We start from the raw sequence: 19,077 nt of genomic DNA on the forward strand, positions 1-19,077 counted from the left end.
GGGTAGCCGCTGCATATCTTCTGACAAACACCTATCAGCCCTGATGCGATCCCTGTGGGAGCTGGCTTGCCAGCGATAGGGCCGCGCAGCGGCCCCGCTTGAGGCCGAGCGCCAGGGGTGGGTTAGAAGCTGTCGCCAGGCACGCGAACCCAGCCCTCCATCAGCACCCGAGCACTGCGGCTCATGATTGCCTTGGTCACTGTCCACTCGCCGTTTACCTGGCGGGCTTCGGCGCCGACCCGCAGCGTGCCCGAGGGATGGCCGAAACGCACAGCGCTGCGCTCGCCCCCGCCCGCGGCCAGGTTGACCAGCGTACCGGGAATGGCCGCCGCCGTACCGATCGCCACCGCCGCGGTGCCCATCATGGCATGGTGCAGTTTGCCCATCGACAAGGCCCGTACCAACAGGTCGATCTCGCTTGCCATTACCGCCTTGCCACTGGACGCCGTGTAGGTGCTGGGTGGTGCGACGAAGGCCACTTTCGGTGTGTGCTGACGCCCGGCAGCCTGGTCGACATGGTCGATCAGGCCCATACGCACGGCGCCATGGGCACGGATGGCCTCGAAGCGCAGCAGCGCTTGCGGGTCACCGTTGATGGCGTCCTGCAACTCCGTGCCGGTGTAGCCGATATCGGCAGCATTGATGAAAATGGTCGGGATGCCGGCATTGATCAAGGTGGCCTTGAAGGTGCCGACACCCGGCACCTCAAGGTCGTCGACCAGGTTGCCGGTCGGGAACATGGCACCGCCGGCACCGTCCTCGTCCGCAGCCGGGTCAAGGAACTCCAACTGCACTTCCGCTGCCGGGAACGTTACCCCATCCAGCTCGAAGTCTCCGGTTTCCTGCACCTCGCCTTCAGTGACCGGCACGTGGGCAATGATGGTCTTGCCGATGTTCGCCTGCCAGATACGCACGGTGGCCACGCCGCTGCGTGGAATGCGCGCGCTGTCGACCAGGCCGCTACTGATGGCGAAGGACCCGACCGCAGCAGACAGGTTGCCGCAGTTGCCGCTCCAGTCGACAAAGGCCTTGTCGATGCTGACCTGGCCGAACAGGTAATCGACATCATGGCCCGGCTTGATGCTGGGCGACAGGATGACGGTCTTGCTGGTGCTGGAGGTCGCGCCGCCCATGCCGTCGATCTGCTTGCCGTAAGGGTCGGGGCTGCCGATGACCCGCAGCAATAGCGCGTCGCGGGCAGGGCCTGGGACCTGCGCCGGCTCGGGCAGGTCTTGCAGGCGGAAGAACACGCCTTTGCTGGTGCCACCACGGATGTAGGTGGCGGGTATTCTTGTTTGCGGTACGTGAGCCATTGCTTTGCTGTCCTGTCTGATGGGCATGAGACCCTCGGGATTGCTTTGCTGCCCATCGCCGGCAACCCAGCTCCCACAGGGACCGTGCTGCCATCGAGATTGCGCGACTCCTGTGGGCGCTGGCTCGCCGGCGATGGGCCGCAACGCGGCCCCTGCTCTTAGGGTTAGGCGGTAGCTTCGAGGAAGTCCTGGGCGAAGCGCTGCAGCACCCCGCCCGCTTCGTAGATCGACACTTCCTCGGCCGTGTCCAGGCGGCAGGTCACCGGCACATCGATGCGCTCGCCGCTGGCCCGGGTAATCACCAGGGTCAGCGTAGCGCGCGGCGTACGCGCACCCAGCACGTCATAGGTTTCGCTACCGTCCAGCCCCAAGGTCTTGCGGTCGGTGCCGGGTTTGAACTCCAGCGGCAGCACGCCCATGCCTACCAGGTTGGTGCGGTGAATGCGCTCGAAACCTTCTGCGACAATGGCCTCGACACCGGCCAGGCGCACGCCCTTGGCCGCCCAGTCACGCGATGAGCCCTGGCCGTAGTCGGCACCGGCCACGATAATCAGCGGCTGCTTGCGCTGCATGTAGGTCTCGATCGCCTCCCACATGCGGGTCACCCTGCCTTCCGGTTCGATTCGCGCCAGCGAGCCTTGCTTCACGCTGCCGTCTGCGTTGCGCACCATCTCGTTGAACAGCTTGGGGTTGGCAAAGGTCGCGCGCTGGGCGGTCAGGTGGTCACCGCGGTGGGTCGCGTAAGAGTTGAAGTCTTCTTCTGGCAGGCCCATTTTCGCCAGGTACTCGCCCGCAGCACTGTCGAGCATGATCGCGTTGGATGGCGACAGGTGGTCGGTGGTGATGTTGTCCGGCAGCACCGCCAGTGGGCGCATGCCACGCAGGGTACGCTCACCGGCCAAGGCGCCTTCCCAGTACGGCGGCCGGCGAATATAGGTGCTCATTGGCCGCCATTCATACAACGGTGCCACTTTCGGCCCGCGGTCTTCCTCGATGGCGAACATCGGGATGTACACCTTGCGGAACTGCTCCGGCTTGACCGCCGCACGCACCACGGCGTCGATCTCTTCGTCACTGGGCCAGATGTCCTTGAGGCGGATTTCCTGGCCATCGACCACGCCCAGCACGTCCTTCTCGATGTCGAAGCGAATGGTGCCCGCAATCGCATAGGCGACCACCAAGGGTGGCGAGGCCAGGAAGGCTTGCTTGGCATACGGGTGGATACGCCCGTCGAAGTTGCGGTTGCCCGACAGAACGGCGGTGGCGTACAGGTCACGGTCGATGATTTCCTGCTGGATCACCGGGTCCAGGGCGCCAGACATGCCGTTGCAGGTCGTACAGGCGAAGGCGACGATGCCAAAGCCCAGTTGCTCCAGTTCTTTCTCCAGGCCAGCCTCTTCCAGGTACAGCTGCACCGCCTTGGAGCCCGGGGCCAGCGATGACTTGACCCACGGCTTGCGGGTAAGGCCCAGCCTGTTGGCGTTGCGCGCAATCAGGCCTGCGGCGATCACGTTGCGCGGGTTGCTGGTATTGGTACAGCTGGTGATGGCGGCAATGATCACCGCACCATCAGGCATCTGCCCTGGCACTTGCTGCCAGCTGCCGGCAATGCCTTTGGCCGCCAGCTCGCTGGTGGCCACGCGGGCATGCGGGTTGGACGGGCCCGCCATGTTGCGTACCACGCTCGACAAGTTGAAGCTCAGGGTACGCTCGTATACCGCGCCGGCCAGGCTGTCGGCCCAGAGGCCGGCGACCTTGGCATAGGTTTCCACCCGTTTGACCTGCTGTTCTTCACGGCCGGTCAGGCGCAGGTAATCGATGGTCTGCTGGTCGATGGCGAACATGGCCGCCGTAGCGCCGTACTCCGGGGCCATGTTGGAGATGGTCGCGCGGTCCCCCAGGGTCAGGGCGCGCGCACCTTCACCGTGGAACTCCAGGTAGGCGCCGACCACTTTCTGCTTGCGCAGGAACTCGGTCAGGGCCAGCACCAGGTCGGTGGCGGTGAGGTTCGGCGCCAGCTTGCCGGTCAACTCGACGCCGACGATTTCCGGCAGGCGCATCCACGATGCTCGGCCAAGCATCACGTTTTCCGCTTCCAGGCCACCCACGCCAATGGCGATCACGCCCAGGGCATCGACGTGCGGGGTGTGGCTGTCAGTGCCCACGCAGGTATCCGGGTAGGCGATGCCATGGTCGCAGTGCACCACCGGCGACATCTTCTCCAGGTTGATCTGGTGCATGATGCCATTACCCGGCTGGATCACGTCGACATTCTTGAACGCTTTCTTGGTCCAGTTGATGAAGTGGAAGCGGTCCTCGTTACGTCGGTCTTCGATGGCGCGGTTCTTGTCGAACGCTTGCGGGTCATAGCCGCCGCACTCGACAGCCAGCGAGTGGTCGACGATCAGTTGTACCGGCACCACCGGGTTGACCTGGGCCGGGTCGCCGCCCTTGTCGGCGATGGCGTCACGCAGGCCGGCGAGGTCGACCAGCGCGGTCTGGCCGAGGATGTCATGGCACACCACGCGCGCCGGGAACCACGGGAAATCGAGGTCGCGCTTGCGCTCGATCAGTTGGCTCAGCGAGGCGTCGAGGGTGGCCGGGTCGCAGCGACGCACCAGGTTTTCGGCGAGAACGCGCGAGGTGTACGGCAGGCCGTCGTAGGCGCCGGGCTTGATCGCCTCGACGGCCGCGCGCGCATCGAAGTAGTCCAGGTCGGTGCCTGGCAGAGGCTTGCGGTATGCAGTATTCATATCGTTATCAGGCTCGGTCACGGTACTCGGTATACAGATCTGGCCAATGGGGGCGCTGCGCAGTCCCTGTGGGAGCGGCCTTGTGTCGCGATTGGGCTGCGCAGCAGCATTGGCGATCCATGCCTCAGCGCTGCTCGATCGGCACGAACTGGCGCTGCTCGACGCCGACATACTCGGCGCTCGGGCGGATGATGCGGTTGTTGGCGCGCTGCTCGAACACGTGCGCCGCCCAGCCAGTCAGGCGCGAACAGACGAAGATCGGGGTGAACAGCTTGGTCGGAATACCCATGAAGTGGTAAGCCGAGGCATGGTAGAAGTCGGCATTGGGGAACAGGCGTTTCTGCTCCCACATGGTCTTGTCGATGGCTTCGGAAACCGGGTACAGCACCTTGTCGCCCACCTCATCGGCCAATTGCTTCGACCAACCCTTGATCACCTCGTTGCGCGGGTCGGACTCTTTGTAGATGGCATGCCCGAAGCCCATGATCTTGTCTTTGCGCTCGAGCATGCGCAGCAGCTCGGCAGTGGCTTCCTGCGGGCTCTGGAAGCGCTCTATCAGCTCCATGGCAGCCTCGTTGGCCCCCCCGTGCAGCGGGCCGCGCAGCGTGCCGATGGCTGCGGTAACGCAGGAATACAGGTCGGACAGCGTCGAAGCGCACACCCGGGCCGTGAAGGTCGAGGCGTTGAACTCGTGCTCGGCGTAGAGGATCAGCGACACGTTCATGACCTTGACGTGCAGCTCGCTGGGCTTCTTGCCGTGCAGCAGGTGCAGGAAGTGGCCGCCCAGGGTGTCTTCGTCGCTGCTGCAGTCGATGCGCACGCCATGGTGGGTGAAGCGGTACCAGTAGCACATCACCGCCGGGAACAGGGCCAACAGCCGGTCGGTCTTGTCGCGCTGGGCTTCGAAGGTGAGCTCGGGCTCGAGGGTACCGAGCACCGAACAACCGGTGCGCATCACGTCCATGGGGTGGGCGTCGCGGGGAATGCGCTCGAGCACTTCCTTGAGTGCCGGTGGCAGGTCACGCATGCCCTTGAGCTTGTGCTTGTAGTCGGCCAGTTCAGCCTGGGAGGGCAGCTCGCCGTACAGCAGCAGGTAGGCGACCTCTTCGAATTCGGCACCAGCGGCCAGGTCACGCACATCGTAACCGCGGTAGGTCAGACCGGCACCGGCCTGGCCCACGGTGGAAAGCGCAGTCTGGCCGGCCACCTGGCCGCGCAGGCCTGCGCCACTGAGTACTTTTGCTTCGGCCATGGTGTTTCTCCTTTCTTGAACTTGTTATGGAAATCTGGCTGGCTAATCGGGCTTGCCTGTACCCGCCCTTTCGCGGGCAACCCCGCTGCCATGCGGGGCTGGTGTTGTCACTGGCTCAGCCCTTCTTCTGGGCAAACAACGCGTCGAGGCTCTGCTCGAAGGCGTGGTAGCCAATGGCATCGTAAAGCTCCATGCGCGTCTGCATGGTGTCGATCACGTTCTTCTGCGTGCCGTCGCGGCGCAGCGCGGTGTACACATTCTCGGCTGCCTTGTTCATGGCGCGGAACGCCGACAGCGGATACAGCACCAGCGAAACATCGACCGCAGCCAGCTCTTCGGTGGTGTACAGCGGAGTGGCGCCAAACTCGGTGATGTTGGCCAGAATCGGTGCCTTCACCCGGTCAGCGAAGGTCTTGTACATCTGCAGCTCGGTGATCGCTTCCGGGAAGATCATGTCGGCACCCGCCTCGATGCACGCTGCGGCACGGTCCAGGGCAGCGTTCAAGCCTTCGACGGCCAAGGCGTCGGTACGCGCCATGATCACGAAGCTGTCGTCGCTGCGGGCGTCGACGGCTGCCTTGATACGGTCGACCATTTCCTGCTGGCTGACGATTTCCTTGTTCGGCCGGTGGCCGCAACGCTTGGCCCCGACCTGATCCTCGATATGGATCGCCGCCGCACCGAACTTGCTCATCGAGCGCACGGTGCGCGCCACGTTGAAAGCCGAGGCACCGAAGCCTGTATCGACATCCACCAGCAGCGGCAGGTCGCACACATCGGTGATACGGCGCACGTCGGTGAGCACATCGTCCAGGCCAGTGATGCCCAGGTCCGGCAGGCCCAGGGAACCTGCTGCCACGCCGCCACCGGACAGGTAGATGGCCTTGAAACCGGCGCGCTTGGCCAGCAAGGCATGGTTGGCATTGATGGCGCCAACCACCTGCAGGGGGTGTTCAGCGGCGACGGCATCGCGAAAACGCTGACCGGGTGTGCTGTTCACAGTCATTTCTCACCTCGTGGGTTATTGTTGTGGGCGTCCAGATAGTGACGCTCGATATTGCGCTTGGACGCACCGATGTGACGGCGCATCAGAAGTTCGGCCAGTTCGCCGTCACGTTCGGCGATAGCATCGAGAATGCGATGGTGTTCGGCAAAGGCCTGGCGTGGCCGGTTGGGCGTGGCCGAGAACTGGATACGGTACATGCGCACCAGCTGGTACAGCTCGCCACACAGCATCTTGACCAACGTCTGGTTACCGCTGCCCTGGATGATGCGGTAATGGAAGTCGTAGTCACCCTCCTGCTGGTAGTAACCCAGGCCAGCCTGGAACGCGGCATCCCGCTCATGGGTATCGAGCACCCGGCGCAGCTCGTCGATATCGGCCTGGCTCATGCGTTCAGCGGCCAGGCGGCAGGCCATGCCTTCCAGGGACTCACGAATCTCGTACAGCTCGATCAGTTCGGCATGGTTGAGCGATACCACCCGTGCGCCTACATGGGGCACCCGCACCAGCAGGCGCTGGCCTTCCAGGCGGTGGATGGCCTCGCGCAGCGGCCCGCGGCTGATGCCATAGGTGCGTGCCAGCTCTGGCTCGGAGATCTTGCTGCCAGGGGCAATTTCCCCTTTGACGATGGCCGCCTGAATACGCCGGAAGACGTTTTCCGACAAGGTTTCCGATTCGTCTGCCAGCATCGGGCCAGGGGTGGAAAGGTCTTGCATATTGTCGACACCTTGGGAAATCTCTTCGCCAGAAGTTAACCATCGATGCCACTCAAGTCAAAGACAAATTCAATATTGTCGACAATCGTATAAGAACGAACTTAGGCAAGCCAAGCGCTGTCAGATCGCGCACCGCTGGCGTCAATACGTCGTCGTGATAGAATGCCGCGCCTCCGATGGGGTATGGATAGCCTGTCTGTCATGCAGTCATGCTTGTTGACAGATGAACGAGGAAGCTTGCGCAGTAGTTGCCAGTCACCTTGACCTGAACCTTGCCTAGAACCTTGCACTGCATCGCGCCAGGATTATGAGACTCACACCCGTTTTATTGCTGCTTTGCCTCACCCTGCTGCCGGCCATTGGCCAGGCGGCCGGCAAGACCGTGTACGGTCTCAACGAATACGCACGCCTGGGCGACCTGGACCTGGAAGTGGCGGCCAAACTCGACACCGGCGCCAAAACTGCCTCGCTCAGCGCCCGCGACATCAAGCGCTTCAAGCGCAACGGCGAAAGCTGGGTGCGCTTCTACCTGGCCATCGATGCCGCCCACTCGCACCCGATCGAACGGCCCCTGGCCCGCGTCAGCAAAATCAAGCGCCGAGCGGGCGACTATGATGCTGAATCGGGCAAGGCCTACACCGCCCGCCCGGTCATCGAACTCGAAATCTGCATGGGCCAGGCCTTGCGCACCATCGAAGTCAACCTCACCGACCGCAGCGCCTTCCAGTTCCCGCTGCTGATCGGCTCCGAGGCGCTCAAGCACTTCGACGCGCTGGTCGACCCAAGCCTTAAATACGCGGCCGGCAAACCTGCCTGTGCCACCGACGCTCCCAAAGCAGAGTAATCCCGATGCGCTCTCTTACCCTCCATCTGAAAGTCCTGATCACCGTACTGGTGTTGTTGGGCGTGGCAGTCACGGCTTATCAGATCTTCTTCCTCGGCATCCCGGTGACCGAGGATGAAACCGACGACCTGTGGAACATCGACGCCAAGGTCGAGTTCGTGGCCAGCACCAAGGACCCGGTCAAGGTGCAGATGTTCGTGCCGCCACTGAACCGCGACTACGTCAGCCTCAACGAGAGCTTCATCTCCAACAACTACGGGGTCAGCGTCAACCGTGCCGATGGCAACCGCAAGGTCACCTGGTCGGCCCGTCGCGCCAGCGGCAACCAGACGCTGTACTACCGCCTGGTGCTGACCAAGCGCTACAGCAACGAAAAAACCGCGGTAAAAGGCCCGACCTTCCGTGACAGCCTGGCTATCGACGGCCCCGAAAAAATCGCCGCCGAGGCGCTGATGGCGCCTATCCGCCAGCATTCGGCCGACGTCGAGACGTTCGTCAGCGAAACCATCAAGCGGGTCAACAACCTCAACGATGACAACGTCAAACTGCTGCTGGCCGGCGATACTTCACCGATGAAAAAGGCCCAGGTGATCGACCTGCTGCTGTCGATTGCCCACGTACCGATGGAAAAGGTGCACACCATCCGCCTGGTGGCCGACACCCCGCAAACCCCCGAGCTGTGGCTGCGCAGCTACAACGGCAACGACTGGCTGTACTTCAACCCGGACACGGGCGAACAAGGCCTGCCCAGCGACCGCCTGCTGTGGTGGACCGGTGACGACAACCTGATTACCGTCGATGGCGGCAAGAAGGCCAACGTCACGTTCAGCATGAACAACAGTGAAATGAACGCCATTCGCCTGGCCAAGCTGACTGACGAGAACACCGACGCCGACTTCCTCGAATATTCGCTGTACGGCCTGCCCCTGCAAACCCAGCAGACCTTCATGATCATGGTCATGATCCCAATTGGTGTGCTGGTGATCCTGGTGCTGCGCAACCTGATCGGTATCCAGACCCTGGGTACCTTCACCCCTGTGCTGATCGCCCTGGCATTCCGCGAAACCCAGCTGGGCTTCGGTATCGTGTTGTTCACGGTCATCACGGCACTGGGCTTGTCACTGCGTTCGTACCTGGAACACCTGAAACTGCAGATGCTGCCGCGCCTGTCCGTGGTGCTGACCTTCGTCGTGGTGCTGATTGCGGCGATCAGCCTGTTCAGCCACAAGCTGGGCCTTGAACGCGGGCTGTCGGTGGCCCTGTTCCCGATGGTGATCCTGACCATGACCATCGAACGCCTGTCGATCACCTGGGAAGAGCGTGGCGGCGGCCATGCCATGAAAGTGGCCATCGGCACCCTGTTTGCCGCATCGCTGGCACACCTGCTGATGATGGTGCCAGAGCTGGTGTACTTCGTGTTCACCTTCCCGGCCGTGCTGCTGATCCTGGTCGGCTTCATGCTGGCGATGGGCCGTTATCGCGGCTACCGTCTGACCGAGCTGATGCGCTTCAAGGCATTCGTGAAAAAGGCAGACGTGTGATGTTTGGCCTGATCAAGACGTGGAAAGCCCTGGAGGCCCGGGGCATCATGGGCATCAATCGGCGTAACGCAGACTATGTGCTGAAGTACAACAAGCGCAGCCTGTACCCGATTGTCGACGACAAGATCATCACCAAGGAGCGCGCCCTCGCGGCAGGTATCCACGTGCCGGAAATGTACGGTGTCATCGAGACCGAGAAGCAGATCGACAAGCTTCACGAAATCATCGGCGGCCGCAACGACTTCGTCATCAAGCCGGCGCAAGGTGCCGGCGGTGACGGCATCCTGGTGATCGCCGACCGCTTCGAGGACCGCTACCGCACCGTTTCCGGCAAGATCATGAGCCACGAGGAAATCGAGCACCAGGTCTCGAGCATCCTCACCGGCCTGTACTCGCTGGGCGGGCACCGTGACCGGGCACTGATCGAATACCGGGTCACACCTGACCAGATCTTCAAGAGCATCAGCTATGAAGGCGTGCCCGACATCCGCATCATCGTGCTGATGGGCTACCCGGTCATGGCCATGCTGCGCCTGCCCACCCGGCAGTCCGGCGGCAAGGCCAACCTGCACCAGGGCGCCATCGGCGTAGGCGTCGACCTGGCTACCGGCGTGACCCTGCGCGGCACCTGGCTGAACAACATCATCAGCAAGCACCCGGACACCACCAACGCGGTGGACGGCGTGCAACTGCCGAACTGGGACGGCTTCATGAAGCTGGCAGCCGGGTGCTACGAGCTGTGCGGGCTGGGCTATATCGGCGTGGACATGGTCCTGGACCAGGACAAAGGCCCGCTGATTCTGGAGCTCAACGCCCGCCCAGGGCTGAACATCCAGATCGCCAACGACTGCGGGCTGACCCAGCGCACCCATGCCATCGAAGCGCACATCGAAGCGCTGGCCAAGGACGGCCTGACGGAGGACGTCGAACAGCGGGTGAAGGTGTCGCAGGGCTTGTTCGGGCACGTACACCCGGGCTGACATCGCCGAGGCGGCTGCCACAAGGGGCAGGTGCTCCTGTGGCAGCGGCCTTGCGTCGCAGCCAGCCCCAGGCGCCAAACACAGGGTTGAATGTCGCGCCCAGTGCTAGGCGCTGCTCCCGCACAGGTCTACAATCGCCCTCCTCGCTTTTACATCGCCGTCCATACTGATGCCGACCTGTACGCTCCACCCCCTGCCCTACCAACCCGACCCAGCCGCCTATTTCGCCCGCCTGCGCCAGGCGCCCGGCGCCATCCTGCTCGACAGCGCCCGCCCTGGTGCCGAGCGCGGGCGCTTCGATCTGCTCAGTGCCTGGCCGCTGCAACAACTGCAAGCCGAACCCGCAGAGGATGGCCGCGCCTTTCTCGCCCGCCTGCGCGAGGGCCTGGCGCGCCTGGGCAGCGCCGATTTGCCCAGCGGCGTAGAACTGCCTTTCGCCGGCGGCCTGATCGGCTACCTGAGCTATGACTTCGGCCGCCGCCTTGAACACCTGCCAAGCAACGCCGTGGATGACCTCGGCCTGCCCGACGCGCAACTGGGCCTGTATGCCTGGGCGCTGGTCAGCGACCACCAGTACGGCACCAGCCAGCTGGTGTTTCACCCAAGCCTGGCGCAGCACGAGCGCGAACGCCTGATCAGCTTCTTCGCCAGCAGCGAGCACACGCCCGATGGCGACTTTCAGCTGTTCGCACCCATGGCCGGCGACTTGCAGCCTGCGCAGTACCAGGCCGCCTTCGACCAGGTGCAGCGCTATATCCAGGCCGGTGACTGCTACCAGATCAACCTCACCCAGCGCTTTCGCGCGCCGTGCAAGGGCGACCCGTGGCAGGCCTACAAGGCACTGCGCCAGGCCTGCCCGACGCCCTTTTCGGGCTATCAGCAGTTGGCCGACGGCAGCGCCCTGCTCAGCTTTTCACCCGAGCGCTTCATTCGTGTCAGCCAACGCCAGGTTGAAACCCGCCCGATCAAGGGCACGCGCCCACGCGCCAGCGACCCGAGCGAAGACCGGCGCAATGCCGAGGCGCTGTTGCACAGCCCCAAGGACCGCTCGGAAAACCTGATGATCGTCGACCTGCTGCGCAATGACCTGGGGCGTACCTGCGAGGTGGGCTCGGTAAAGGTACCGGAACTGTTCAGCCTGGAGAGCTACCCCAACGTGCACCACCTGGTCAGTAGCATTACCGGCCGCTTGGCCAGCGGCAAGGACGCCCTGGACCTGATCGCCGACAGCTTCCCTGGCGGCTCGATTACCGGCGCGCCGAAGATCCGCGCCATGCAGATCATCGACGAGCTGGAGCCCACGCGGCGGGCACTGTACTGCGGCTCCCTGCTGTATGTGGACGTGCGCGGCGAAATGGACAGCTCGATCGCCATTCGCAGCCTGCTGGTCAAGGATGGCCAGGTCAGTTGCTGGGGTGGCGGCGCAGTGGTGGCCGACTCCGAATGGCAGGCCGAGTACGAAGAGTCGATTGCGAAGGTGCGGGTATTGCTGCAGACACTGCAAGGCCTGTGAGCGCCAGCCCGTCCAGACCCTGTTTTTTTGTTACCATCACCCCCACTACGAGCGCACAGCGCCACAGCCAAGATGGAAACCGCCTGATGAGCCAACCCTTCGACGTCGCCGCCCTGGCCGCGACCTATGCCAACAAATCCCCGCAAGACATCCTCAAGCTTGCCTTCGAGCACTTCGGCGACGACCTGTGGGTTTCCTTCAGCGGCGCCGAGGACGTGGTGCTGGTCGACATGGCCTGGAAGCTTAACAAGCAGGTCAAGGTATTCAGCCTCGACACAGGCCGCCTGCACCCGGAAACGTACCGGTTCATCGACCAGGTGCGCGAGCAGTATGGCCTGCCGATCGAAATCCTCAGCCCGGACCGCGCCCAGCTTGACCCATTCGTCAAGGAAAAGGGCCTGTTCAGTTTCTACAAGGACGGCCATGGCGAGTGCTGCGGCATTCGCAAGATCGAGCCATTGCGGCGCAAGCTGGCAACCGTCAGCGCCTGGGCCACTGGCCAGCGCCGTGACCAGAGCCCTGGCACTCGCAGCCAGGTGGCAGCGCTGGAAATCGACAGCGCCTTCTCCACGCCCGAGCGCACGCTGTACAAGTTCAACCCGCTGGCGCAGATGAGCAGCGCAGAAGTGTGGGGTTATATCCGCATGCTGGAGCTGCCGTACAACAGCCTGCATGAACGTGGCTTCATCAGCATCGGCTGCGAGCCCTGCACGCGCCCGGTGCTGCCGAACCAGCATGAACGTGAAGGGCGTTGGTGGTGGGAAGAGTCCACCCAGAAGGAGTGCGGGTTGCACGCTGGCAACCTGATCAGCAAGGCTTGAAACCCTAACGCCGCTGTAGAACCGGGGGCGCAAAGCCCCCGCTGTTCGCGTTTCAGTGCACCGGCAGCTCGACCCCTTCGAACAGCGCTTCCAGCTCCTGCTTGTTGTGGCACTGGATTGCCTTGGCCATCACTTCGCGGGTCAGGTGCGGCGCGAACTTCTCGATGAAGTCACACATGAAGCCGCGCAGGAAGGTGCCACGGCGGAAACCGATCTTGGTGATGCTGGCCTCGAACAGCTCGCTGGCATCGAGTGCCACCAGGTCGCTGTCGAGCTTGGCGTCCACTGCCATGCCGGCAACGATGCCCACGCCCAGCCCCAGGCGCACATAGGTCTTGATCACGTCGGCGTCGGCGGCAGTGAACACTACCTTCGGCGTAAGGCCGCGGTGGTTGAAGGCCTCATCCAGCTTGGAGCGCCCGGTGAAACCGAACACATAGGTCACGATCGGGTATTCGGCTACGGCCTCCAACGTCAGCTTGGGCAGCTTGGCCAGTGGGTGACCTTGCGGCACGACCACGCAACGGTTCCACTTGTAGCAAGGCATCATGACCAGGTCGCCGAACAGCTCCAGTGCCTCGGTGGCAATGGCAAAGTCGACCGTGCCGTCTGCGGCCATTTCGGCAATCTGCATCGGCGAGCCCTGGTGCATGTGCAGGGACACTTCCGGGTATTGCTTGATGAAGCTGCTGATCACCGGGGGCAACGCGTAGCGCGCCTGGGTATGGGTGGTGGCGATGGACAGCGTGCCCTTTTTCTCGTTGGAGAACTCCTGGGCGATCTGCTTGATGCTCTCGACCTTGCGCAGGATTTCGCCCGCGGTATTGATGATGCGCTCACCGGCCGGGGTAACGCGGGTCAGGTGTTTGCCACTGCGCGCGAATACTTCAACACCCAACTCGTCTTCCAGCAGGCGGATCTGCTTGCTGATACCCGGCTGGGAGGTATACAGGCTCTGCGCCGTCGCGGAGACATTGAGGTCATGATGCGCCACTTCCCAGATGTAGCGCAGTTGTTGAAGCTTCATAGATTTCCCTCGGTTCAGCGATGAGTCAGCGGCAGCAAGCAGCGACGATATATAACTATATTAGTGGTTCCGGAAATAAATCTAGAACAATTTTGTTACATGCTGAGGATATGCCCTACAGCCGGGCTCACGTTTTCCTACGCCCCAAATGCTGCGCCAACGGCACCATGTAGACCGGGACCGGCGACAGTTGCAGCAGCCGCACCGCCGTACGGCCGATTGGCACATCCACCCCGGCACCGGCACTGTGGCTACCAAAAATCAGCAGGTCGACACTGAGCCGTTGCGCCTGATCCAGAATGACCTGCGCCGGATCGCCCTGGCGAACCCGTACGGCCTTGATGACGGCAAGGTCGGCCTCCTCGCCCAGCTCATCGCGAAAGTTCTCCAGCACGCGCTGCTCTATATTGGCCATTACCGTATTCACCCCCTGGCTGTGCAACTGGTCGAGCGTTTGCTCGTCGAGATAGCTTTGCAGGAGAGATTCAGCGAACTGGCCCATGGGCTCGACCGCATGGATCACGTACAACTCAGCCCCGAATGTCCGCGCCAGCGCCAGCGCATGTTGCATGACAAACGGGGCATAGACACCGAGGTCGGTGGCGTACAGCATGGAGCGGATCATTCGACCTCCTGGACTGCCGCTGCGGCAGATCAAGCTTCAGCTTAGCAGCGCGGCAGAGGCACGCTTCGCCGTCCGGCGCGCTGCACGGGTGAGCTGTATCGGGCTGGGAATACCCCCTCGAAACGCTCAGACCCGGCCTTGGTGCTGGTCGATGAACAACAGCGCCTGGTAGAGCATTTCCATGCGCGGCAAGCGGCAGCCAGCCGCCCGCGCCTGCGCCAGCGGCTCGGCATAAATGGCCTGCAACTCCAATGGGCGCTTGTGTGCATGGTCGTGGTACATGCTGGGCCAGTAATCAGGCATGCGCTCGGTGACCTGGAACAGGTGTTGGGCGTAGCCTTCCGGCAGCACATGGCCGCATGCTGCGGCACCCTGCACAACTTCTGCCATCAGCGCCAGGACCAGTTCACGGCTGGCGGCGTTGCCCATCAATGCAGTGGTGCTGGCACCCAGCAATACCGAGAGCCCGTTGTAAGGCACGTTCCACACCAGTTTCTGCCAGCGCGCCAGCGCCAGGTTCGGCATGGCGTGCGAGTCGATGCCCGCCGCTTGGAACAAGCCCGTGCCCTCACTGACCAGCGCCGTACCACCATCGCTGGCAGGCCCGCTGTGGTACCCCAGGTTCACGGTACCCAAGGCCTGATGCCGGATCACCCCTGGCCCCTGCCGGTTGACACAGATGAAACACAGCCCGCCCAGCAGGTGCATGTCGCTGCGCAGTGCCGGGCGCAACTGCTCCTCGACCCCCAGGCCGTTCTGCAATAGCACCACCTTGGCACCCGGTGCGGCAGCCTGCACGATCAACGGGGCCAAGTGGTCGTTGCTGGTCGCCTTGGCCCCGATCAACAACCAGTCACAGGGCGGCATATCGGCGGCCCTGGCATAGGCTTGCACCTTCATGTGCAGCGTGCCGTGCTCGGCACTGTCCAGGCTCAGGCCATGCTCACATACCGCCGGGTACTCGCTACGCAGCAGAAAATGCACATCGAAACCGGCCTTGGCCAGCATCAACCCATAGAAGCCGCCAATGGCGCCACTGCCAATGATGCCAATACGTAGTGCGCGCGAATGCATGCCAATCTCCAGCTAACAGGTAGGCGTTCTTTTTACACCGGCTGGGCAACGCTGGGCAGGCCATTCGCGCTTCAACCCTTGGTACAGGTAAAAACCCCACAATGACTGGGCTCAGCCCATTGTCCCGCCCCTTGTAACGCGCTAAGGTTCGGCTCCCCGTTGCGATTATTCTTGCTGCTGGGCCGCACGGGGATTGTTGGCGGCCGGCACCCGTGACCTGACGAGTAACACGATGGCTGATTTACCGATCGATGACTTGAACGTTGCCTCCAACGAGACCCTGATCACCCCTGATCAGCTCAAGAAGGAAATCCCCCTCAGCGCCAAGGCCCTGCAGACCGTGACTGCCGGCCGTGAAGTGGTGCGCAATATTCTCGACGGCAAGGACCATCGCCTGTTCGTCGTGGTCGGCCCTTGCTCCATCCACGATATCAAGGCCGCTCACGAATATGCCGAGCGCCTGAAAGTACTGGCCGCAGAGGTGTCCGACACTCTGTACCTGGTCATGCGCGTGTACTTTGAAAAGCCGCGCACCACGGTCGGTTGGAAAGGCCTGATCAACGACCCGTACCTGGATGACTCGTTCAAGATCCAGGACGGCCTGCACATCGGCCGCAAGCTGCTGCTGGATTTGGCGGAAATGGGCCTGCCGACCGCGACCGAAGCGCTGGACCCCATCTCCCCGCAATACCTGCAGGACCTGATCAGCTGGTCAGCTATCGGCGCCCGTACCACCGAATCGCAAACCCACCGCGAGATGGCCTCGGGGCTGTCATCGGCGGTAGGTTTCAAGAACGGCACCGATGGCGGCCTGACCGTCGCCATCAACGCCTTGCAGTCGGTGTCCAAGCCACATCGCTTCCTGGGTATCAACCAGGAAGGCGGCGTGTCGATCGTCACCACCAAGGGCAACCCATACGGCCACGTGGTACTGCGCGGCGGTAACGGCAAACCCAACTACGATTCGGTCAGCGTTGCGCTGTGCGAGCAAGACCTTGCCAAGGCCAAGATCAAGGCAAACATCATGGTCGACTGCAGCCACGCCAACTCCAACAAGGACCCGGCCCTGCAACCACTGGTGATGGAGAACGTCGCCAACCAGATTCTCGAAGGCAACCAGTCGATCATCGGCCTGATGGTCGAAAGCCACCTGAACTGGGGCTGCCAGTCGATTCCGAAGAACCTGGAAGACCTGCAATACGGCGTGTCGGTTACCGATGCCTGCATCGACTGGTCGGCAACCGAAAAAACGCTGCGCAGCATGCGTGCCAAGCTGAAAGATGTATTGCCGCAGCGCAAGCGTGGCTGATTGACGCCCTACTGAACGGGCTCACCATGGCCCGCTCTCATGGCCTGGCTCAGGCTTTGGTGGAGTGCCGCTGCTGGCGCTCCATGTAGCGCTCCACGTATGAACACGACGGTATCACCGTGTAGCCCATCTGCTCGGCATAAGCCAGGGCCTGCTCGGTCAGCGCGGCAGCGATGCCACGGCCGCGCAGGGCGTTAGGCACGAAGGTGCGATAGATATCCAGCGTTTGCTTGCCTAGGTCCATGTACGTCAGGTAGGCACGATGACCGTCCACGGTGGTCTCGAACTGATGACCGGCCTGGTCATGGTGGATGGTCAACGATTCGCTCATCACTACTCCTCGCAGGTCTTTCAGGTAGACCCTTCCCTTAACCGATGGTGGTTTAATCCGGCACAGAATGCTCTACGCCACCTGTTGCCCATACGACCACTGGACGATTGCAATCGTTCGAGTCTTCTGGCGCTCACAAGATAGTAGGCGCGGCATGCGGATTTACTCAAGGTTTCGACAGTTAAAAAGGCTTGGCGCTACCCTCTTCACTTAATGCCGTTGCCCCTGCAGCCGCCGGATGCTCTAGGCTTTAAGACGCCGAAAGACCGTGCAAGTCACCCTTAGTTCAACAAAAAAGTTCCTGTACTACACTTGCTTGCGGGCACGGCAGGTTGTTGATCACGCCCAGCTCGCACAGCGTGCCGGGGCCACGTCAAGCAACATTTTTTTTGCAGTTCTTGCGCTCAGTCAGTTTACTTACTACAAGTAATGAGTACTATGTACGCCGGCCAGTTTCTCTTTTCCGAGAGATGGCTATTTAATAGAAAGTCCTTGAAGGGGAACACGATGAACAACGTTCTGAAATTCTCTGCTCTGGCTCTGGCCGCAGTTCTGGCTACCGGTTGCAGCAGCGTCTCCAAAGAAACTGAAGCTCGTCTGACTGCGACTGAAGACGCAGCTGCTCGCGCTCAAGCCCGTGCCGATGAAGCCTACCGTAAGGCTGACGACGCACTGGCAGCCGCTCAGAAGGCTCAGCAGACCGCTGACGAAGCCAACGAGCGCGCTCTGCGTATGCTGGACAAAGCCAGCCGCAAGTAATAATCCTTAAGGATTGTTAAGAAGCCGACCCACTTGTGGGTCGGCTTTTTTTTGCCTGCTCTTTGCCGGGCGTTGCGACTGTAACGAAAAGGCCCGCACAAAGGCGGGCCTCCCTGTACCGCCACTACCTTACTGCAGTTCTGGGGGAATGCTGGAAACCACCGGTGTGCCTGCCTGGTTTTCCACCGGTACGGCAATTTCTACCGGCATGCCATCTTCTGCAGCCACCACATCACGCACCATGTCCCAGTTCATGCGCAGGTTGTTGGCCAGGTCTTCGCGCTTGAGCAAGGCATTGATGACAGCGGTATGCTTGTCGACTACCGACGGATTGCCTTGGTCATCCAGCGGGGTGTGTGCCTCGAGGTACACCTTTCCGCCACTGATACCAAACTTGTAAGGCTCGTTGATGATGCGCACCGGCGTACCCACCGGCACCAGCTTGGACAGTTCCAACACGTTGTTGTTGAGCATGCGGAAGCAACCGTGGCTGGTGCGCATGCCGATACCGAACTTCTTGTTCGAACCGTGGATCAGGTAGCCCGGCACGCCCAAGGTGAACTTGAACGGCCCCAGTGGGTTGTCCGGGCCTGCCGGCACCACCGCAGGCAGGATATCGCCGTCTGCCGCGTGCTCTTTGCGGATGGATGCGGGCGGGGTCCAGGTCGGGTTCGGCGTCTTGGCGATGATCTTGGTGTTGGCGATCGGCGAACCCCAGCCTTCACGACCGATACCGAGCGGGAAGGTGTACACCACGTTTTGACCTTTCGGGTAGTAGTACAACCGGTACTCGGCCAGGTTGATGACCACGCCTTCGCGCGGGCCCGGTGGCAGGATGTAGCGGGTGGGCAGGATGATCTCGGTGCCGGCGCCCGGCAACCACGGGTCCACACCCGGGTTGGCAGCGATCATTTCCAGGTAGCCGAGGTCGTTGGCGGTGCCGATATCGGCGAAGGTGTCCTCGTACTTGGCCTTGATCACATGCACCTGGCCGACGATGTCTTCACCAGGAGGTGGCAGTGGCAGCTCCAGCGCAGCAGCGGGGCCTGCTACCAGCAGGGCGGCCAGGGACAGGCTACGGGTGACGGCAGGAAAGCGCGGCAACATCCGGTAAATCCTTCGAAAGGTGGGTCAAGATAATCGATTGTACACCTGCACTGGTGCCAGCGGGAGGCATTGCTGAGCGGCAAGCGTTTCAGATGATGAAAGGTGCGAG

17 protein-coding genes are annotated in these 19,077 nt (G+C 62.2%); 7 read left to right on the top strand and 10 right to left on the bottom strand.

All coding sequences use genetic code 11. The features are described from left to right. Nucleotides 1-122: 122 nt before the first annotated feature. The 5 genes from prpF to K4A76_RS14525 form a co-directional block, all read right to left on the bottom strand. Nucleotides 123-1,313 (bottom strand): 2-methylaconitate cis-trans isomerase PrpF, encoded by a 1,191-nt coding sequence (gene prpF, locus K4A76_RS14505; RefSeq protein WP_110679601.1) that lies wholly within the window; start codon nt 1,311-1,313, stop codon nt 123-125. 164 nt (nt 1,314-1,477) lie between these two features. Beyond that, nucleotides 1,478-4,066, bottom strand: coding sequence for a Fe/S-dependent 2-methylisocitrate dehydratase AcnD (gene acnD / locus K4A76_RS14510; RefSeq protein ID WP_274410552.1), 2,589 nt, complete (start codon nt 4,064-4,066; stop codon nt 1,478-1,480). Nucleotides 4,067-4,190: 124 nt separating this feature from the next. After that, entirely contained in the window at nt 4,191-5,318 is a 1,128-nt protein-coding gene (prpC, locus tag K4A76_RS14515; protein WP_173890032.1) for a bifunctional 2-methylcitrate synthase/citrate synthase, read from the bottom strand. Between the two features lie 115 nt (nt 5,319-5,433). Then, the gene (gene prpB / locus K4A76_RS14520) at nt 5,434-6,324 is read right to left on the bottom strand and encodes a methylisocitrate lyase (protein WP_029884943.1); all 891 of its coding nucleotides are present in this window, start codon (nt 6,322-6,324) and stop codon (nt 5,434-5,436) included. Continuing rightward, on the bottom strand, nt 6,321-7,037 hold the full coding sequence (locus tag K4A76_RS14525; RefSeq protein WP_009683857.1) for a GntR family transcriptional regulator: 717 nt from the start codon (nt 7,035-7,037) through the stop codon (nt 6,321-6,323). The genes prpB and K4A76_RS14525 overlap by 4 nt, the downstream gene beginning before the upstream one ends. 307 nt (nt 7,038-7,344) lie before the next feature. Here K4A76_RS14525 and rloA point away from each other — a divergent pair, with 307 nt between their 5' ends. The 5 genes from rloA to K4A76_RS14550 all read left to right on the top strand — a co-directional run bounded on the left by rloA (nt 7,345) and on the right by K4A76_RS14550 (nt 12,736). Further along, entirely contained in the window at nt 7,345-7,881 is a 537-nt protein-coding gene (rloA, locus tag K4A76_RS14530; RefSeq protein ID WP_029884944.1) for a retropepsin-like aspartic peptidase RloA, read from the top strand. 5 nt (nt 7,882-7,886) lie between these two features. Further along, the gene (gene rloB / locus K4A76_RS14535) at nt 7,887-9,422 is read left to right on the top strand and encodes an osmotic stress tolerance membrane protein RloB (RefSeq protein WP_029884945.1); all 1,536 of its coding nucleotides are present in this window, start codon (nt 7,887-7,889) and stop codon (nt 9,420-9,422) included. Continuing rightward, nucleotides 9,422-10,402, top strand: coding sequence for an alpha-L-glutamate ligase-like protein (locus K4A76_RS14540; protein WP_009683854.1), 981 nt, complete (start codon nt 9,422-9,424; stop codon nt 10,400-10,402). The genes rloB and K4A76_RS14540 overlap by 1 nt, the downstream gene beginning before the upstream one ends. Nucleotides 10,403-10,571: 169 nt before the next feature. Then, on the top strand, nt 10,572-11,915 hold the full coding sequence (gene pabB / locus K4A76_RS14545) for an aminodeoxychorismate synthase component I (protein WP_274410554.1): 1,344 nt from the start codon (nt 10,572-10,574) through the stop codon (nt 11,913-11,915). An 86-nt stretch (nt 11,916-12,001) separates the two neighbouring features. After that, nucleotides 12,002-12,736, top strand: a complete 735-nt coding sequence (locus tag K4A76_RS14550; protein ID WP_009683852.1) for a phosphoadenylyl-sulfate reductase — start codon at nt 12,002-12,004, stop codon at nt 12,734-12,736. A 52-nt stretch (nt 12,737-12,788) separates the two neighbouring features. On the opposite strand, the gene cysB is transcribed toward K4A76_RS14550, so the two are convergent. The 3 genes from cysB to K4A76_RS14565 all read right to left on the bottom strand — a co-directional run bounded on the left by cysB (nt 12,789) and on the right by K4A76_RS14565 (nt 15,462). After that, nucleotides 12,789-13,763: an HTH-type transcriptional regulator CysB gene (cysB, locus tag K4A76_RS14555; protein WP_009683851.1), complete on the bottom strand. Its 975-nt coding sequence runs from the start codon at nt 13,761-13,763 to the stop codon at nt 12,789-12,791. 127 nt (nt 13,764-13,890) lie between these two features. Continuing rightward, nucleotides 13,891-14,388, bottom strand: a complete 498-nt coding sequence (locus tag K4A76_RS14560) for a universal stress protein (protein WP_009683850.1) — start codon at nt 14,386-14,388, stop codon at nt 13,891-13,893. A 126-nt stretch (nt 14,389-14,514) separates the two neighbouring features. Then, a complete protein-coding gene (locus tag K4A76_RS14565; protein WP_054912009.1) occupies nt 14,515-15,462 on the bottom strand; it encodes a putative 2-dehydropantoate 2-reductase in 948 nt (315 codons plus the stop codon). 232 nt (nt 15,463-15,694) lie between these two features. On the opposite strand from K4A76_RS14565, the gene K4A76_RS14570 reads away from it, so the two are divergent. After that, nucleotides 15,695-16,771, top strand: coding sequence for a 3-deoxy-7-phosphoheptulonate synthase (locus K4A76_RS14570; RefSeq protein ID WP_009683848.1), 1,077 nt, complete (start codon nt 15,695-15,697; stop codon nt 16,769-16,771). A 49-nt stretch (nt 16,772-16,820) separates the two neighbouring features. On the opposite strand, the gene K4A76_RS14575 is transcribed toward K4A76_RS14570, so the two are convergent. Then, a complete protein-coding gene (locus K4A76_RS14575; protein WP_009683847.1) occupies nt 16,821-17,102 on the bottom strand; it encodes a GNAT family N-acetyltransferase in 282 nt (93 codons plus the stop codon). A gap of 507 nt (nt 17,103-17,609) precedes the next feature. Here K4A76_RS14575 and oprI point away from each other — a divergent pair. Next, nucleotides 17,610-17,861 carry an outer membrane lipoprotei OprI gene (oprI, locus tag K4A76_RS14580; RefSeq protein WP_003259780.1) on the top strand — a complete coding sequence of 84 codons (252 nt, stop codon included), beginning with the start codon at nt 17,610-17,612 and terminating at the stop codon, nt 17,859-17,861. A 129-nt stretch (nt 17,862-17,990) separates the two neighbouring features. On the opposite strand, the gene K4A76_RS14585 is transcribed toward oprI, so the two are convergent. Further along, nucleotides 17,991-18,968: a L,D-transpeptidase family protein gene (locus tag K4A76_RS14585; RefSeq protein ID WP_054912008.1), complete on the bottom strand. Its 978-nt coding sequence runs from the start codon at nt 18,966-18,968 to the stop codon at nt 17,991-17,993. Nucleotides 18,969-19,077: the final 109 nt, after the last annotated feature.

It is taken from the genome of Pseudomonas sp. NEEL19, assembly GCF_028751975.1.
GTDB lineage: Bacteria > Pseudomonadota > Gammaproteobacteria > Pseudomonadales > Pseudomonadaceae > Aquipseudomonas > Aquipseudomonas juntendi.

What these genes read in the sequence shown, in the direction of transcription:
- prpB (WP_029884943.1), bottom strand. Translation starts at nt 6,324, where the DNA reads ATGACTGTGAACAGCACACCCGGTCAGCGTTTTCGCGATGCCGTCGCC.
- cysB (WP_009683851.1), bottom strand. Translation starts at nt 13,763, where the DNA reads ATGAAGCTTCAACAACTGCGCTACATCTGGGAAGTGGCGCATCATGAC.
- pabB (WP_274410554.1), top strand. Translation starts at nt 10,572, where the DNA reads ATGCCGACCTGTACGCTCCACCCCCTGCCCTACCAACCCGACCCAGCC.
- rloA (WP_029884944.1), top strand. Translation starts at nt 7,345, where the DNA reads ATGAGACTCACACCCGTTTTATTGCTGCTTTGCCTCACCCTGCTGCCG.
- prpF (WP_110679601.1), bottom strand. Translation starts at nt 1,313, where the DNA reads ATGGCTCACGTACCGCAAACAAGAATACCCGCCACCTACATCCGTGGT.
- acnD (WP_274410552.1), bottom strand. Translation starts at nt 4,066, where the DNA reads ATGAATACTGCATACCGCAAGCCTCTGCCAGGCACCGACCTGGACTAC.
- K4A76_RS14525 (WP_009683857.1), bottom strand. Translation starts at nt 7,037, where the DNA reads ATGCAAGACCTTTCCACCCCTGGCCCGATGCTGGCAGACGAATCGGAA.
- K4A76_RS14550 (WP_009683852.1), top strand. Translation starts at nt 12,002, where the DNA reads ATGAGCCAACCCTTCGACGTCGCCGCCCTGGCCGCGACCTATGCCAAC.
- K4A76_RS14585 (WP_054912008.1), bottom strand. Translation starts at nt 18,968, where the DNA reads ATGTTGCCGCGCTTTCCTGCCGTCACCCGTAGCCTGTCCCTGGCCGCC.
- K4A76_RS14560 (WP_009683850.1), bottom strand. Translation starts at nt 14,388, where the DNA reads ATGATCCGCTCCATGCTGTACGCCACCGACCTCGGTGTCTATGCCCCG.
- K4A76_RS14540 (WP_009683854.1), top strand. Translation starts at nt 9,422, where the DNA reads ATGTTTGGCCTGATCAAGACGTGGAAAGCCCTGGAGGCCCGGGGCATC.
- K4A76_RS14565 (WP_054912009.1), bottom strand. Translation starts at nt 15,462, where the DNA reads ATGCATTCGCGCGCACTACGTATTGGCATCATTGGCAGTGGCGCCATT.
- K4A76_RS14570 (WP_009683848.1), top strand. Translation starts at nt 15,695, where the DNA reads ATGGCTGATTTACCGATCGATGACTTGAACGTTGCCTCCAACGAGACC.
- oprI (WP_003259780.1), top strand. Translation starts at nt 17,610, where the DNA reads ATGAACAACGTTCTGAAATTCTCTGCTCTGGCTCTGGCCGCAGTTCTG.
- rloB (WP_029884945.1), top strand. Translation starts at nt 7,887, where the DNA reads ATGCGCTCTCTTACCCTCCATCTGAAAGTCCTGATCACCGTACTGGTG.
- K4A76_RS14575 (WP_009683847.1), bottom strand. Translation starts at nt 17,102, where the DNA reads ATGAGCGAATCGTTGACCATCCACCATGACCAGGCCGGTCATCAGTTC.
- prpC (WP_173890032.1), bottom strand. Translation starts at nt 5,318, where the DNA reads ATGGCCGAAGCAAAAGTACTCAGTGGCGCAGGCCTGCGCGGCCAGGTG.